Origin of the sequence: Paraburkholderia sp. UCT2 (assembly GCF_014397665.1) — a bacterium.
Taxonomy (GTDB): Bacteria; Pseudomonadota; Gammaproteobacteria; order Burkholderiales; family Burkholderiaceae; genus Paraburkholderia; species Paraburkholderia tuberum.
On the sequence record NZ_VZQO01000007.1, the window covers coordinates 25,931 to 39,417 of the forward strand.

The 13,487-nt window shown below is 59.3% G+C and carries 14 protein-coding genes and 1 pseudogene; 8 read left to right on the forward strand and 7 right to left on the reverse strand.

Annotated elements, in window-relative coordinates:
* Window positions 1–39: 39 nt before the first annotated feature.
* On the forward strand, window positions 40–1,068 hold the full coding sequence (locus F6X39_RS07905; protein WP_187616226.1) for an alpha/beta hydrolase: 1,029 nt from the start codon (window positions 40–42) through the stop codon (window positions 1,066–1,068).
* A 309-nt stretch (window positions 1,069–1,377) separates the two neighbouring features.
* Here F6X39_RS07905 and F6X39_RS07910 read toward each other — a convergent pair whose 3' ends face one another.
* Complete coding sequence (locus tag F6X39_RS07910; RefSeq protein ID WP_262413625.1) at window positions 1,378–1,596, reverse strand: lytic transglycosylase domain-containing protein; 219 nt, start codon at window positions 1,594–1,596, stop codon at window positions 1,378–1,380.
* A 261-nt stretch (window positions 1,597–1,857) separates the two neighbouring features.
* Between F6X39_RS07910 and F6X39_RS07915 the strand changes: the two genes are divergently transcribed.
* Window positions 1,858–2,292, forward strand: a complete 435-nt coding sequence (locus F6X39_RS07915) for a phosphate-starvation-inducible protein PsiE (RefSeq protein WP_134137945.1) — start codon at window positions 1,858–1,860, stop codon at window positions 2,290–2,292.
* A 241-nt stretch (window positions 2,293–2,533) separates the two neighbouring features.
* Here F6X39_RS07915 and F6X39_RS07920 read toward each other — a convergent pair whose 3' ends face one another.
* On the reverse strand, window positions 2,534–2,725 hold the full coding sequence (locus F6X39_RS07920; protein ID WP_187616227.1) for a hypothetical protein: 192 nt from the start codon (window positions 2,723–2,725) through the stop codon (window positions 2,534–2,536).
* A 903-nt stretch (window positions 2,726–3,628) separates the two neighbouring features.
* On the opposite strand from F6X39_RS07920, the gene F6X39_RS07925 reads away from it, so the two are divergent.
* The 6 genes and pseudogenes from F6X39_RS07925 (at window position 3,629) to F6X39_RS07950 (ending at window position 8,456) form a co-directional block, all read left to right on the forward strand.
* A complete protein-coding gene (locus F6X39_RS07925; RefSeq protein WP_116120373.1) occupies window positions 3,629–3,835 on the forward strand; it encodes a DUF6494 family protein in 207 nt (68 codons plus the stop codon).
* Between the two features lie 248 nt (window positions 3,836–4,083).
* Window positions 4,084–4,458, forward strand: a pseudogene (locus F6X39_RS07930) (helix-turn-helix domain-containing protein); the annotation flags it as partial.
* Window positions 4,459–4,544: 86 nt separating this feature from the next.
* On the forward strand, window positions 4,545–4,928 hold the full coding sequence (locus F6X39_RS07935) for a VOC family protein (RefSeq protein WP_187616228.1): 384 nt from the start codon (window positions 4,545–4,547) through the stop codon (window positions 4,926–4,928).
* Window positions 4,929–5,684: 756 nt separating this feature from the next.
* Window positions 5,685–6,479, forward strand: a complete 795-nt coding sequence (locus F6X39_RS07940; RefSeq protein ID WP_262413628.1) for a site-specific integrase — start codon at window positions 5,685–5,687, stop codon at window positions 6,477–6,479.
* Window positions 6,476–7,450 (forward strand): tyrosine-type recombinase/integrase, encoded by a 975-nt coding sequence (locus tag F6X39_RS07945; protein ID WP_184048211.1) that lies wholly within the window; start codon window positions 6,476–6,478, stop codon window positions 7,448–7,450. The genes F6X39_RS07940 and F6X39_RS07945 overlap by 4 nt, the downstream gene beginning before the upstream one ends.
* Entirely contained in the window at window positions 7,443–8,456 is a 1,014-nt protein-coding gene (locus tag F6X39_RS07950) for a tyrosine-type recombinase/integrase (RefSeq protein ID WP_187616230.1), read from the forward strand. Before F6X39_RS07945 ends, F6X39_RS07950 begins: the two co-directional genes overlap by 8 nt.
* 369 nt (window positions 8,457–8,825) lie before the next feature.
* On the opposite strand, the gene F6X39_RS07955 is transcribed toward F6X39_RS07950, so the two are convergent.
* The 5 genes from F6X39_RS07955 to F6X39_RS07975 form a co-directional block, all read right to left on the reverse strand.
* Window positions 8,826–9,362, reverse strand: a complete 537-nt coding sequence (locus tag F6X39_RS07955) for a hypothetical protein (protein WP_262413629.1) — start codon at window positions 9,360–9,362, stop codon at window positions 8,826–8,828.
* Between the two features lie 295 nt (window positions 9,363–9,657).
* The gene (locus tag F6X39_RS07960) at window positions 9,658–10,113 is read right to left on the reverse strand and encodes a RidA family protein (protein WP_026225479.1); all 456 of its coding nucleotides are present in this window, start codon (window positions 10,111–10,113) and stop codon (window positions 9,658–9,660) included.
* A 177-nt stretch (window positions 10,114–10,290) separates the two neighbouring features.
* Window positions 10,291–10,872: a carboxymuconolactone decarboxylase family protein gene (locus F6X39_RS07965; RefSeq protein WP_187616231.1), complete on the reverse strand. Its 582-nt coding sequence runs from the start codon at window positions 10,870–10,872 to the stop codon at window positions 10,291–10,293.
* 222 nt (window positions 10,873–11,094) lie between these two features.
* Entirely contained in the window at window positions 11,095–11,883 is a 789-nt protein-coding gene (locus tag F6X39_RS07970; RefSeq protein ID WP_187616232.1) for an alpha/beta fold hydrolase, read from the reverse strand.
* Between the two features lie 582 nt (window positions 11,884–12,465).
* The gene (locus F6X39_RS07975) at window positions 12,466–13,437 is read right to left on the reverse strand and encodes an AraC family transcriptional regulator (RefSeq protein ID WP_187616233.1); all 972 of its coding nucleotides are present in this window, start codon (window positions 13,435–13,437) and stop codon (window positions 12,466–12,468) included.
* Between the last annotated feature and the right edge of the window lie 50 nt (window positions 13,438–13,487).

A 13,487-nucleotide genomic window follows, 5' to 3' on the forward strand; every position in this document is an offset into this window, starting at 1 on the left:
ACGACCATCCTCTAACCCGATCTGAAGAAAGCATCCGCCATGAAATCATTGAAGCCCCTGCTGGTTGCCGTCACCCTTGCTGCCAGCACTACGTGTGCAGTCGCGGCGAACTCCGCTGCGCCCGCTACGCCCGACCACGTGACAAGCCAGTTCCTCCAGGCGCTGAACAGCGGCACGGGACCCGCCCTCAACACACTGCCGCCAGCGAAGGCGCGTCAGGTGCTGGTCGACGCGCAGAACGGCGTGAAGGTCGATCTGTCCGGAATCGACGTATCCAGCAAGACCATCGAGCAGGACGGCATCACCGTGCCGTTGACCATCGTCCGTCCTAAAGGGGCGACGGGCACCCTGCCGGTGTTCATGTTCTTCCACGGCGGCGGCTGGATTCTCGGCGACTTCCAGACGCACGAGCGTCTGGTGCGCGACCTCGTCGTGCAATCCGGCGCAGTGGCGGTGTTCGTGAACTACACGCCGTCGCCGGAGGCGCATTATCCGGTCGCAATCAATCAGGCCTATGCCGCCACGAAGTGGGTTGCTGCCCATGGCGGAGAAATCGGCGTGGATGGTAGCCGCCTCGCGGTGGTCGGCAACAGCGTGGGCGGCAACATGGCCGCGGTCGTCAGCCTGATGGCGAAGAACATGCAAGGCCCGGCGATCCGCTTCCAGGGCTTGATGTGGCCGGTGACGGATAACAATTTCGCTGATGGATCCTACAACGCCTATGCGGAGGGCCACTTCCTGACGCGCCCCATGATGAAATGGTTCTGGGATGCCTACACGACGGATCAGGCCCAGCGTAACGAGATCTACGCGTCGCCGTTGCGTGCCTCAGTGGATCAGTTGAAGGGCCTGCCGCCTGCGCTGATTCAGGTTGCGCAGTTCGACGTGCTGAGCGACGAGGGTGAAGCCTACGGCCGCAAGCTCGACGCAGCGGGTAACGAAGCCGCGACGATCCGTTATGACGGCACCATCCACGACTTCGGTTTGCTGAACGCGCTCGCCGAAGATGCGGAGACAAAAACCGCGATTCGCCAGCTCGCGAACGAGTTGAAGACGCGATTGCAGTAATTGCACATAACCCCGATCGCGGTGCGGTAGCGAAGTGCCACTGCGCAGCGGTTGACACGACAACCCACCGGCTACGGCCCACGGTCTGCGAACAACGAAGCCGCGTTACGCATGCGTCAGATCATTCGACGCCTTGGGAGACAATCCGACGCCGCGCCTGGAAATCGTGTAAATGCAGGTCGAGCAGCGCGGGAAAGGGACTCACCCCCTGCGCAGACCGATCGCAAACTGCCGCATACTGAGCGCGACGCGACGCGCGTAGCCCTTGCTGCCGCCGCTGTAGCGCATTAATGCCAGATTCAGATCGCCTTACGTCGCGTCGAGATAACCACGAAGGATCGAAGAGCCGATGCGCACGTTCTCGGCGGGGTCGGACAAGTCCTTGTTCAGCGCGACCACCTGCGGATGGGCGGTCGGCAGAACCTGCATGAGGCCTTTCGCACCAGCCGCGCTGATCGCGTGACGGTCGAATCCCGATACTATGCCAAACCTGTGGCGACTCTGTGACGCAGCTGTGCGCCACGCCAATATGCTACGTTACATAGCGGCGCCTCGGGTGTCGTTTCCCAAAGAGCGGGAGACAGCTGCAAATGGGCGCTGCCCGTTTGATCCGCGTGAAGCCCGCAATCTGTGCTGCGTCCATCGGCACTGGTCACTATCCCTCTTTCTCAACGGCACGTCCTGCGCGGTCACACTGCGTCCGCTGCAGGCGTGGCAAGCACTCGGTGCACTGGTGCCGACGAGCCGCTACGTTGCAATACCATTCCAACCCCACGAGGGGCAATGTGCATGAAGTATGAAGGCGCTCTGCACCACAGCATCAAGAGGCGGCTCGAGCAGGTGATAGAGATGGCCGAACTGGTCGGCTTGCTGGTCATCGGCATCGGGACCGCCCTGGCGATGGGGCACCTAATCTGGAACATGGCGGACTCCGGCGACGTTACACTGACCGATCTGCTGCTCATGTTTCTATACCTCGAAGTGTTCGCCATGGTCGGGCAATACCTGAAGGCGGGGCAATTGCCGGTGCGTTTTCCGCTCTACATAGCGATGGTCTCGATCGCGCGCGACGTGATCCTGCGCGCTGGCGCGAATACGGAGCTGCATCTTGTCGCCTCGGCCGGCGCCATCTTGCTGATAGCTCTAGGTGTGCTGTTGATTCGTTATGGAGAGTCCAAGTATCCAAGCGATACCAACGAACGGCCTGACGAGGAGGCGCGTTAAGCGGGCACGGGAGATGTCGGTAGTCGCGGGACAACTCCCCGTCGTTTTCACCGAGGTATGCATGTCCGCGCCCGCGGGTGCGTCGCGGTGTGAAGGGTGCCGGAGAGACGGCCACTTTGCGCTTACTCTGCGCGAGGGACTGACGCGGGAGTGGCGTCGCGGTTATATGGATCGAGCGGGCGAAGTACGCCCGATACTTGAGCGCGAAGAAAGCCAGTCCGTCGTTGGTGCGACTGGCATTTTATTTTGGACGCGCAGTTTTCAAAGAACGCTTATGAATTTCGACTTTGGGATGGATACGCGATCGGCTGAAGTCGGACTGAGCGCGACGATGTTCGCGACGATGTTCGCGACGATAGTGGCTTACCATGGAAATCGCCGCAATTACTAGCACCAACGAGCCGATCAAAGTTCCCATCAACGATTCACTCATTGCACCCCCTTCGTTACCTCCCATCTGTGGTGTCGACCGGCTGAGTTCCTTGCAGGTGTAACTGTCTATCATCGCGTTGAACGATTTGATCGAACGAGTCCCGAGGGTACGTTCCGGGCGCGTCGACCCTGGATCATGATGACGTGTTGCGTGCCAAGGCGTTGCATGCGTAACCCGTGACTTCTTGACGTTGCCAAATGAGAGCTGATGTGGCGTATGACGTTCACTTCGGGCCAAAGGCTCCGGCATGCCGCGACGCGGAACCATCCAGACGTAGGGAAGGGTTAGCGGGGCACGTGGTAATCGGCTGGCCATCAGAATCCCTTTGGCAAACGGGCTAAAAATTACTCCCCGCCAAACCACCAATTGGCCTTTATGTATTATTTATGCGTCCTGCGAGGAAAGGTAACATTTTTCCCTTGACCAAGATGGGCATTAAACTGCCATCGCCGATTCCGCGAACATCAATGAGAGGAGTTGCCATGGCTCTATATCGCCACGGCGCAGTAATTCAGCCCTGCGTCACGAAGCATGGCAAAGCCTTTGTAGCGCGTGCATCAATCTTAGCGGAAGGCGGTGAAGCTACTTCACTCGGGAATCTCGGAGAGTTCGCGAGTCAAGAATGCGCTTTCGCGTTTGCCGCGCGCAGTGCCACTGCATTCGTGGATGGCGAATCCCTGCCGCGCTCACCTTTTGAACTAGCTCAGGCCGCGTAGCAGTCGCGTAACGTGGCGGCAAGATCACGTCCCTCGCCGATGGAGCAGTGAATGCGGAAGTCGAACTCACCACCCTCGGCGGCGACAAGATCGTCGCCAGTTGCTCTCGATAGCATGTCGATGCCCGCCGGCTGGGCTTAACTTCACTGTCGGGAATCTCTCCTTCATCGGAAAATGGGAGCTGTCAATGAATGAAGAAGTCTTCAACCTCAGCATACGCAAGTTCTTAAAAATGGTTGGCGTCAATTCGCAGCGCGAGATCGAGCACGCGGTAGCCAAGGCCCTTGCTGACGGCACCATCGCAGGTACGGAATCGTTTCCCGCAAAAGTAACGCTGGAAGTTGCAGGGCTCAAGCTGAAAGTGGAGTTTGATGGCGAAATCACGCTCCAGTAAGTGCGAGATGACGTTTTCTGCACGGCAGCCGCGACGACTATCGGCAACGGTTCGCGACGGTTTTTCGACCAATGTGCCTTCGGCGACGTCAACCGCGAAGGATCGCTGTCGCCAAAGGCAGGCACAGGGCCATCTACTGCCCCTTCGACCATGCTTTCGTTCGGGCATTCGAACCTCGGCTTTACCCGGCGGATTCAACCGGTCGATGCAACACAATGAACGTCGCATGAGCGGCGGGAGTGTTGCAAATGAAACAGAGGCGCCGGATCTATTACAGCGAAAGCCAGAAGGCATTGATGTGGGAACGCTGGCGTAAAGGCGAGTCGTTGCAGCACATCGCCCGGCTATTTGACCGCAATCACTCGTCAGTACAGGGAATTCTGGCGCAAACTGGAGGAATCCAGCCTGTACCCCGCCAGCGATCCAGGCTGGCGCTGACGCTTGCCGAACGCGAGGAGATTTCGCGAGGCCTCGTCGCGGGCGATTCGATTCAGTCAATCGCCCCGCGACTGTCGCGATCACCGTCCACGATCTGTCGCGAGATCAGGCGCAACAGTGGGCAGGCCGGCTATCGGGCCAGCCACGCCGACCAGCTGGCATGGGATCGGTCGCTGCGCCCGAAAGTCAGCACGTACGCACTGACAGGCGCGATTGAAACGGACCGTCTACGCTCAAACCACTCTATTCCCAGGTCGCCGGAGCCCACGTTATGGTCGCCCAGCTCAATCACACCATTGTCTGGTGCTCGAACCAGAGCGCCTCAGCCAGGTTTCTGGCCGAAATGCTCGGCCGGCCAGCGCCGAATCGCTTCGGCCACTTCGACGTCGTCGATCTGGACAACGGGGTCTCGCTCGATTTTGCCAAAGTTGAGGGCCGGATCCAGCCGCAGCATTACGCCTTCCTGATCAGCGAAGCTGATTTCGACGCTGTCTTCACACGGATCAAGGATCGCGGACTGGAATACTGGGCCGATCCGAGGGGTAGCCGGCCGGGCGAGATCAACCACAACGATGGTGGGCGCGGCGTCTATTTTCGCGATCCTGACGGCCACTACCTCGAAGTGATCACCCGGCCTTACGGCAGCGGCGAGTGAGTGAGGTTATGCCATCGACACCGTGTGGGCCTGCGATCTCTATGTTCCGCGGACGCAATGGCAGTTGCAGCCGTTCGCTTCGGGCTGAAGGCCCCGGATGCGCTAGAGAGACCTGAATTGATCGCGTCCTGTCCGTGGGCAGCGAGCGATCGTGTTTACCGCGCGGATTGGTGAACATCAAGTCAGACTTCCTCGTTGAAGCATGAAGGTGCATACGCAAACGGCACCTTGGCCCCGAACAGCGACCGGCCGTCGGCGCCGCACGATTGACCGGTGGACTCTTTGAAGCCGCCGTTGACCGCGCGCTAACCCCAAAGGCGGCTATGGGTCGCAAGTACTCGTTCGCTTTCCGCGGGACGAGTCATTCCCGACCACCGACCTGTGAATGACAGGAAAGCGCCCCATACCCGTCTGACCGGCACCGATGCTCGAATGACGGCTCGGGCCGATTATGCAAAGTCGTTGATTATGGAAAGTAGCCGAGCCGATTGCCGACGAGGCCCGGCAAACAAGGGGCCGGCAGCAGGCGGTTCAGCTGGGAACTCGACATAATTTCAGCGTTGATCTGGAGTAACGGTTCCACTTCAGGGGACCGTTATGAAGCCAACCAGTTTGCACGAAGCCAGGGCCCGGTCTTGTAGACCACTTCCGACTCACATTGCTGACGAATTACGCCGCTACGATGCGTATCTGCACGATGCGCGGGGACTGGCAGCCACAACACGGAGTAATCAACTCCGCATAGTCGGTTTGTTCTTGCGACAGAATTTCGAGCGGCGCGCAGTCGATCCGAGAAAGCTGCGCCCTGACGATATTCGTCGGTTCCTTTCGTCACAGTCAGGGGCCGGAGGCTCGGCCTCCTATGCTTCTCAACTGGCTTGTACCTTACGCAGTTATTTGCGTTACCGGGCGACGTGCGGCGACCAGGTCTGCAAGCTCAGCGCCGTCATCCTGAATCCCGTCCATTGGAAGCTCGCATCGCTGCCACGCGCGCTCGCGCCAGAGGAAGTTGAGTACCTCCTGGGCGCGGTTGCAGGCGCTCGCCGCTGGCCGAAGCGTAGCTATGCGATTGTCCGTCTGGCGCTGGACATGGGACTGCGTTCTGCCGAAATCGCGCAACTCATGATCAGCGACATCGACTGGCGCGCAGGCACAGCGACGTTGAGGGGCACGAAGTCGCTGCGGCAGGACGTGCTACCGCTGCCGATGGAAACCGGGCAGGCACTCGCTGACTATCTGCAACATGAGCGTCCGATGAGCGGCCATCCGGCGATCTTCGTCCGGCAGGTGGCGGAGCGAGACCAGCCGATTACGCCCAGGGCGATCCAGAAGGTGATCAAACGGGCCTGCTGTCGCATCGGCTTGCCACACCACAGTGCTCACGCGCTTCGACATACCCTGGCATGCCGCCTGGTTGAGAACGGCAGTTCGCTCAAGGAAGTAGCCGACCTGCTGCGCCACCGTTCGCTCAATACCACCCTGATCTACGCCAAGCTCGACACGCCGAAGCTGGCGGCTGTTGCCCTGCCGTGGCCCGGGAGCCAATCATGAGCGCACGGGTCAGCTTGCAGAAGAGGATCGACAACTACCTTGCCGAACGGCACCGTTTGGGTTTCGAGTTGCGCTCGCGGAGCACGCTATTAGCCAGCTTCGCCCGTTATGTCGCGAGCCTGAATCATCGTGGAGCGCTGACGACAGAGCTCATGGCGGATTGGGCGCGACAGGATAAATGGCACCATGACACCCCTGCTACCTGGGCTGCACGTTTAGCGATTGTTCGCCACTTCGCCCGCTACCTGAGGCAGTTCGAGCCTGACACTGAGATTCCGGAGGAACCGGTCTTCGGCCCTGAGCGGGCACGCGTCGCCCCGCACATCTTCCATGAAGAGGAAGTCATTGCATTGCTGGCTGCGGCCCGTCGGCTCGGGCCAAAGGGGAGTCTGCGCCCAGCGACGTATGAGACCCTGTTTGGCCTGATGGCCTCAACCGGGTTGCGAATCTCGGAGGCCATCCACCTACGCGATGCCGATGTCGATCTGAAGCGCGGGATGCTGACTGTGCGGCAGACCAAGTTCGCCAAGTCACGACAGTTGCCCATTCATACGAGCACGGTTGCCGCGTTAGCGCGGTACCGGCGGCAGCGCGAACGGCAGGTTGCCACGAACCCCAGCATGTCGTTCCTGGTCAGCAGCCGTGGTCAGCGGTTGGGACAGCCTCTTGGTGAACGACAGGCTCAACGTGTCTTCAACGCGCTGCGTGACAGCCTCGGCTGGGTGAATCGTGGTGCCCACGCAGCGCCCCGGCTTCATGATCTGCGACATACCTTTGCGGTGCGTCGCATGATGCTCTGGCATGCCGAGGGCACCGACATCGATCAGATGATGCTGGCGCTATCAACCTATATGGGCCATGCGGAAATCTTCTACACGTACTGGTATCTGACGGCAGTTCCGGAACTGATGGCCGTCGCCGGCGCCAGGTTCGAGCGTTTCGCCGATGTCGCGGGAGACGGCAATGAATAGGCGATCCAAGGCACCGCCTTCGTTTGCAGCGCTCGTGCAAGCGTGGTTCGCCGAATACCTCACCCAGCAGCGAGCGCTTAGTGCACATACCATAGCCGCCTATCGCGACAGCTTCGTCCTCTTCCTTGAGTTCGCCGAGGCGCGCCTGGTCAAGTCGCCAGCCACGATGACACTGGCGGATATGACGCCGGAACTGATCATGGGCTTCCTCGATCATCTGGAACGCCAACGGCACAATTGCGTGCGCAGTCGCAATGCGCGACTCGCGGCGCTTCGCTCGTTCCTGAAGTTCGCAGCGCATCGCGATGTAGCGTCATTGCACGTGATCGAATGCGCCTTGGGCGTTCCAGTCAAGCGCTTCGAGCGCCCAACGCTTAGCTATCTGTCGCGCGAAGAGATGCTGGCTGTAATCGGTAAGCCGGATGATTCCTGGCTAAGCCAACGCGATCATGCGCTGTTCCTGCTGATGTACAACACCGGAGCGCGTGTCTCGGAGATCATCGGGGTAAAAGTTGGCGACGTGGTCCTGGACGAGGGTTCTGCCTGCGTCCATTTGCGTGGCAAAGGACGAAAGCAGCGCAGCGTCCCGTTGTGGCGGTCAACTGCGAAGACGATACGGGCATGGCTGAAGGTAAATCCTGAATTCCAACCCACATCGCCGCTGTTTCCGAACCGGAATGGCCATGCAATGACGAGAGCCAATGTTGCATTGAGGCTAACACTGGCTACCGGGAACGCAGCCGGAACCTGCCCCAGCCTTGCAAAGCGACATGCATCGCCTCATACCGTCCGTCACGCCACCGCCATGCATTTACTTCAGGCAGGTGTCGACATCAGCGTCATTGCACTATGGCTCGGACATGAGAGCCCCATCACGACGCACCACTATGTCGAAGCCGATCTCAACATGAAGGAACGTGCTCTGGCCAGGCTTCACGAACCGCAGACCGGAACTCAGCGCTATCGGGCACCGGACTCGCTGATCAACTTCCTGAAGGCACTGTAATTATGCAAAGGCTGGAATTCGAACTGGCCGCTGCCCATCGGCTCTCTGGGGGGGGCGCCGGCCAGCTACTTTCCATAATCAACGACTTGGCATAATCGGCCAGAGCCGTCATTCCAGCATCGGTGCTGGTCAGCCGGATGTGGGGCGCTTTCCTGCCATTCACAGGTCGGTGGTCGCGAATGACCCGCCCCACGGAAAGCGAACGAGTGCTTGCGACCCATTGCTGACAGTCGATCGGTCAGAGGTGCAACGGCGGGTATCGGAGTTGAGCCGTCGCTCGATACTGCAGCTCACGGACGTCAAATAGAGCGAAACCTGCTGCCAGCAGCCAGGTCCCAGTCTGGATTCCGCACACCGGCACGCGAAGGCCTAACTCTTTGCGACGGGTGCAGGAGGTACGGGCAGGATGATCTCAGAAGCAACCTTCCAGTCCTTCCCGACCTTTATCCAGTTGATGATCATCAGAAACGGCTTGGGTGTTCCGTCCTGCCCTGCATACGAGACCGTGATGTTCACCGGCGCGTAGGATTGCGCTACGTCCGGCGTCAAGCCGACGACCTTGAGCTTTGAGTAATCCGGTCGGAGGACGACCGGGCCGGAGGTGCCGATGTCGTGCAGCTTCCGATCGATTGCCTCGTTGCCCCAGAAGCCTGCCCAGTTCCCCTCGGAGGGAATTGCGCTTTTGGCGACGAGAAGGGCCGAGGGGGATTGCCAGAACATCTCGTGCAGAGCCTTGAAATCGTGCCGGTTGGCTAATTCCATGAGCTCGCCGAACTCTGATTTGATCGTGTTCAAGGCCTGAGCGTCCAGCGGCTCCTTGTAAGCGGCAGGAGCGGTCGCGAGAGATCCGGCGGAGACGGTCAAGGTGATGGCAGCGGCCAATAACTTCCTGTGCATGGTCAGCATTCCTTTGGGGATTCCATAGCTTCGTTGTGGTGCGGAGCAATCCTACGCGGCCTTCCTGGCGGAGTTCGCCGCGCCCCAGAGCGAGCCCGGATTAGTGTGGTCGGGGTAGAGTTCGAGCATCGCGTCTTAGAGTTGGACGACCACCTCGGGACACTAGGCCCAGCATATTCGATCGGCTGATCGGAAATCTTTAAATTCCCTACGTCCGTTTTCTGGCGTGCGCTTAACTCCTCCCGCTGGGGATGCGGATTTCGCGTCATTGCGCTCGTATGTGCGCGGCGTCGAGCCATGCCCGTCACCCCTTCAACTCGAAGATGCTGTCAATCTCAACCGGGATGCCCATCGGCAACGAATGCACTCCCAGCGCGCTTCGAGCCGGCAGATTGTCTTGCCCAAACAGCGTCAGCAACAGATCACTGGCGCCATTGGCCACTTGCGGATGCTGGGTGAACGACTGTGCTGTACGCACGTAAACTGTTAGCCGGCTGCATCGCCGGACGTTGTCGAGTCCGCAGGCCTGTTCGACACAGGCCAAGATCATGAGCATCGTTAGGCGCGCCGCGTCTTGAGCCTTTTCCAGAGAAATATCGCGGGCGACCATTCCGACGATTGGCTTGCCATCCTCGAAAGGGCCGAGCCCCGATACATACAGTTGATTCCCCGAAACGGAAACCGTTCGATAGGACCCAAGTGGGTTGATGGGCGATGGCAATTTTAGGCCCGCTTGCGCGAGGCGTTCGGATACGTTCATGTTCGGGCTCAACGTAACGTGAAAAGGAAATGGACTTGGCCTGATGAGATTAGCGCGATGCAGTGAGCTCAACCGCCCGATACACTGAACGACGTTCGTCGGTTGAGGCTCGATACGCTCGCGGATGCTTGTCCTGCTTACGATGCATTGACGCAATCGATCAGTCCAGTCAACGCATCACGTATCAAGAAGCGTGCGAGTCCCGTTGTTCAGGCCCTGATATGTACGCACTACGGGAAAGTCAATCTCCGTGTTTGCAACGACGTTGGCGTAGTTCGTCAAGACGCTCAGTGCGATGTGTACGACAATCTCGACGATCTGCGCATCAGTGTAGCCGGCCTCCTTGAGGACGCGCAGATCTTCGTCGGATACGCGGCCACGTTCGTGCGCGACCTTCGCGGCGAACTGCACAGCAGGGGCAGCCTTTGGTTCATTCGAGCCGCCATTTCGATTGGCGGACATTTCCGCATCGTCAAGCTTCACCACGTTCTTTCCTAAATAGCTGTGCGCCGACATGCAATAGTCGCAGCCGTTGATTTCGGCGACGGCGAGAGCAATACGCTCGCCGGTTTGTGCTGGAAGTGCGCCTTTTGCCAAGGCTCCGGCCAGACCGAGGTACCCCTCTAGCGCCGCGGGGCTGTTGGCTATCAGACGAAACAGATTCGGTACAACACCCAGTTTCTTGTTGACGGCCTCCAGGAAGGGCTGAGAAGCAGCTGGTGCATCTGCGATCGTGGCGGGTATCTGAAGACGGGACATATCGGTTCTGCCTTTTGAAAACACGAGAAATTGTCGAAGACAACGGACGCGTATGCTTCTATTGGAAAGAGCATCCCGGCACAGACCATCGGAGAGCGGCCTGCAGGACGGTGCGCGGAAGCCCGGATATCGCAGCCCTCTGCCCAGAGCCACACACTCGAAGGCAAAGCGCGGGACGACGAAGCCTCCCGCCTTCGCTTCCCCGGACCGACCGTAAGCCGCCTATTTCGCAGCGGCCTCGATCGCCTTTGCCAGACCGTCGGGATCGGTGAGGAACGGCGTATGACCGGTCGGCAGGGAGTACTCGGCTCTCACGGGGGTGGCGGCAACCATCTCGGCCTGGAACGAGGGGCTGATGACCTGGTCCATGGCTGTGTGGATATAGACCTTGTCGACCTGACCAAAGTTGGGGGAAGTCACGTGTACAGGCGTAGCCAGCGGGCCGACGGGTTCATCCAGGATCAGATCCGGGATTGCCTCGCGTAGTTTGTCAGGACCTCCATTGGCAAACAGATCGGCACGTGCCGGATATTCGATGGAGGCAATGCCCTTTTCCTTATCGATCTGCAGGTGCGGGCCGATCTTGGCGTCGGCATCCTTACTGGCCATTGAAACGAGCGAGTCGCCGTCTTGCGGCAGGTAGGCAGCAACAAAGACCAAAGTCTTGATCTTCTTCGGTGCCGTTTCCGCGGCGTCGGCGATGACGATGCCGCCGAAGCTGTGACCGACCACGACGGCCGGGCGATGGGATGTGTTCAGCGCTGCGACCACGGTGTCGCGATAGAGGTCAAGGCTGACTTTGTCCGGTGTGGCTGGCGCGCCCGGACGCCCTGGCAGATCAACAGCCACCACCTTAAAGCCGTCGGTTTGAAGCCTGGATGTGACATAACCCCAGACCTGGGCGTCTTCGAAAGCGCCGTGGACCAGAACGATGGGGGGCTTTTCCGCAGCCATCGCACCGGTACCAAAGGCGAATGCTGACATGGCGAGAACAGCGAGGATGAGTTTCATCTACATTGCTTCCTTGAAGAGACATCGGTGCCGATGTCGTGAATTGGAACCTGCATTTGAAAGATCCGTGGGCATGCCTCGATCTCTCGATTCCGTTTAGGAATCCAGAACTCTATTATGTTGGGGCGGAACTGAACGGCACCAGATCGACGAATTGCCCGAGATCAGCCGACGTTACTTATGCATCGCGGCATGCCCGGCCTTCATACCGCCTATACGACGGTGAAGCTAGCGGCTCCGCTCCAGCTTCCGATCCAGACGCATGACGGAAGCGTGGGTGCTGCAACGAGAAGTGTTATCGCAAACCGTCTGAGTTGCCTGAGCATGAGAGATCCGAACCATAGTGCGTGAGAGCCTTTCCTCCTATTCAGATACCGGAGGACCTTGGCTATCCACTCTAAAGAATGTATTCGAGACTGACCATATCTCGGCGTCTGATTTGCATGATCCATCGTACGATCGACGCACTCGGACAAGCGAGCAGATCGGCGCCGCCTGGGGACCGACGCGATGCCATTGAAAGGAAACCGCCGCAATGACAGTTTCAACTGACGAATCAAGCCAACAGTGTAAAGAGGACTCTCAAAGGAGTTCCGCACTTCGCGCGACAAAGACCCCGGTCTGTGCGATTCGATGCGCGTCACGCGGTGGATAGCCAAACTCCTCCTTGAAGGCGCGACTGAAGGCAGCCTCCGAACCATAGCCGGCACCGTGGGCCACTTCGGTCACCTTCAGGGTCCCTCCGCTTAGCAAGTCTGCTGCGATTGTCAATCTCCAGCGTGTCAGGTAACGCAACGGTGGAAGTCCCACCACCGCCGTGAAGCGATCCGAGAACGTCGATCGCGACATCATCGCCGTCTCGGCGAGGGCCGAGACCGTCCATGCACGGTCAGGTTCCAGATGCATTGCGTTCAACGCACGGCCTACGCGTTCGTCGCTAAGTCCGGACAGCCAGCCGAGCCGATCGCCTTGCTGGCTGACCCACATCCGCAAGGTGCGGATAACGAGTAGATCAATCAGCCGCGAGATCATCAGCGATGACCCTGGGCCGGCGCTACGCGATTCCACGTCAAGGAAATGCGAGATAGAGGCCAGCCAGGGGGGCTCGCTGACTTTGTCGCATGTCAGATGAATCAGACCGGGAAGCCCGGTGAGCAAAGAGCGTAACGGCGCCCCGTCAAAATAGAATGATCCTGCGAGAAAGGATCCTGCCATGCCGTCATCAGCCGCCCATTTGAACGTCTGAGCATCTCTGCTGGGGGTAAAGTCCACCGCCGCTTCGAAGCGTTGATGTGCTTTCCGGCCCGGCTTGCTTCGAATCGTATGTCCGTCCGCATGTGGCAAAAGAACGAAGTCGCCTGACCGCAGCGTCACGGAGGGGCCATTGCGTTGAGACACCGACAGGTCGCCGGCACGCAGATGCAAAAACGTTGCCGGCCCTGGCGGAAAAATCACTTCGGTGGAACTGCCCAGCTCGCCGTGGAAAACATGATCTCCGCGAAGGCGAATCAGCCTGAGTACCTGTGACAAGACATCGGCGTGCTCGGACGGCATGGGCTACTCCTCTGGGGCATATTCACAGGGCTGCGCCCATCAACGATGTA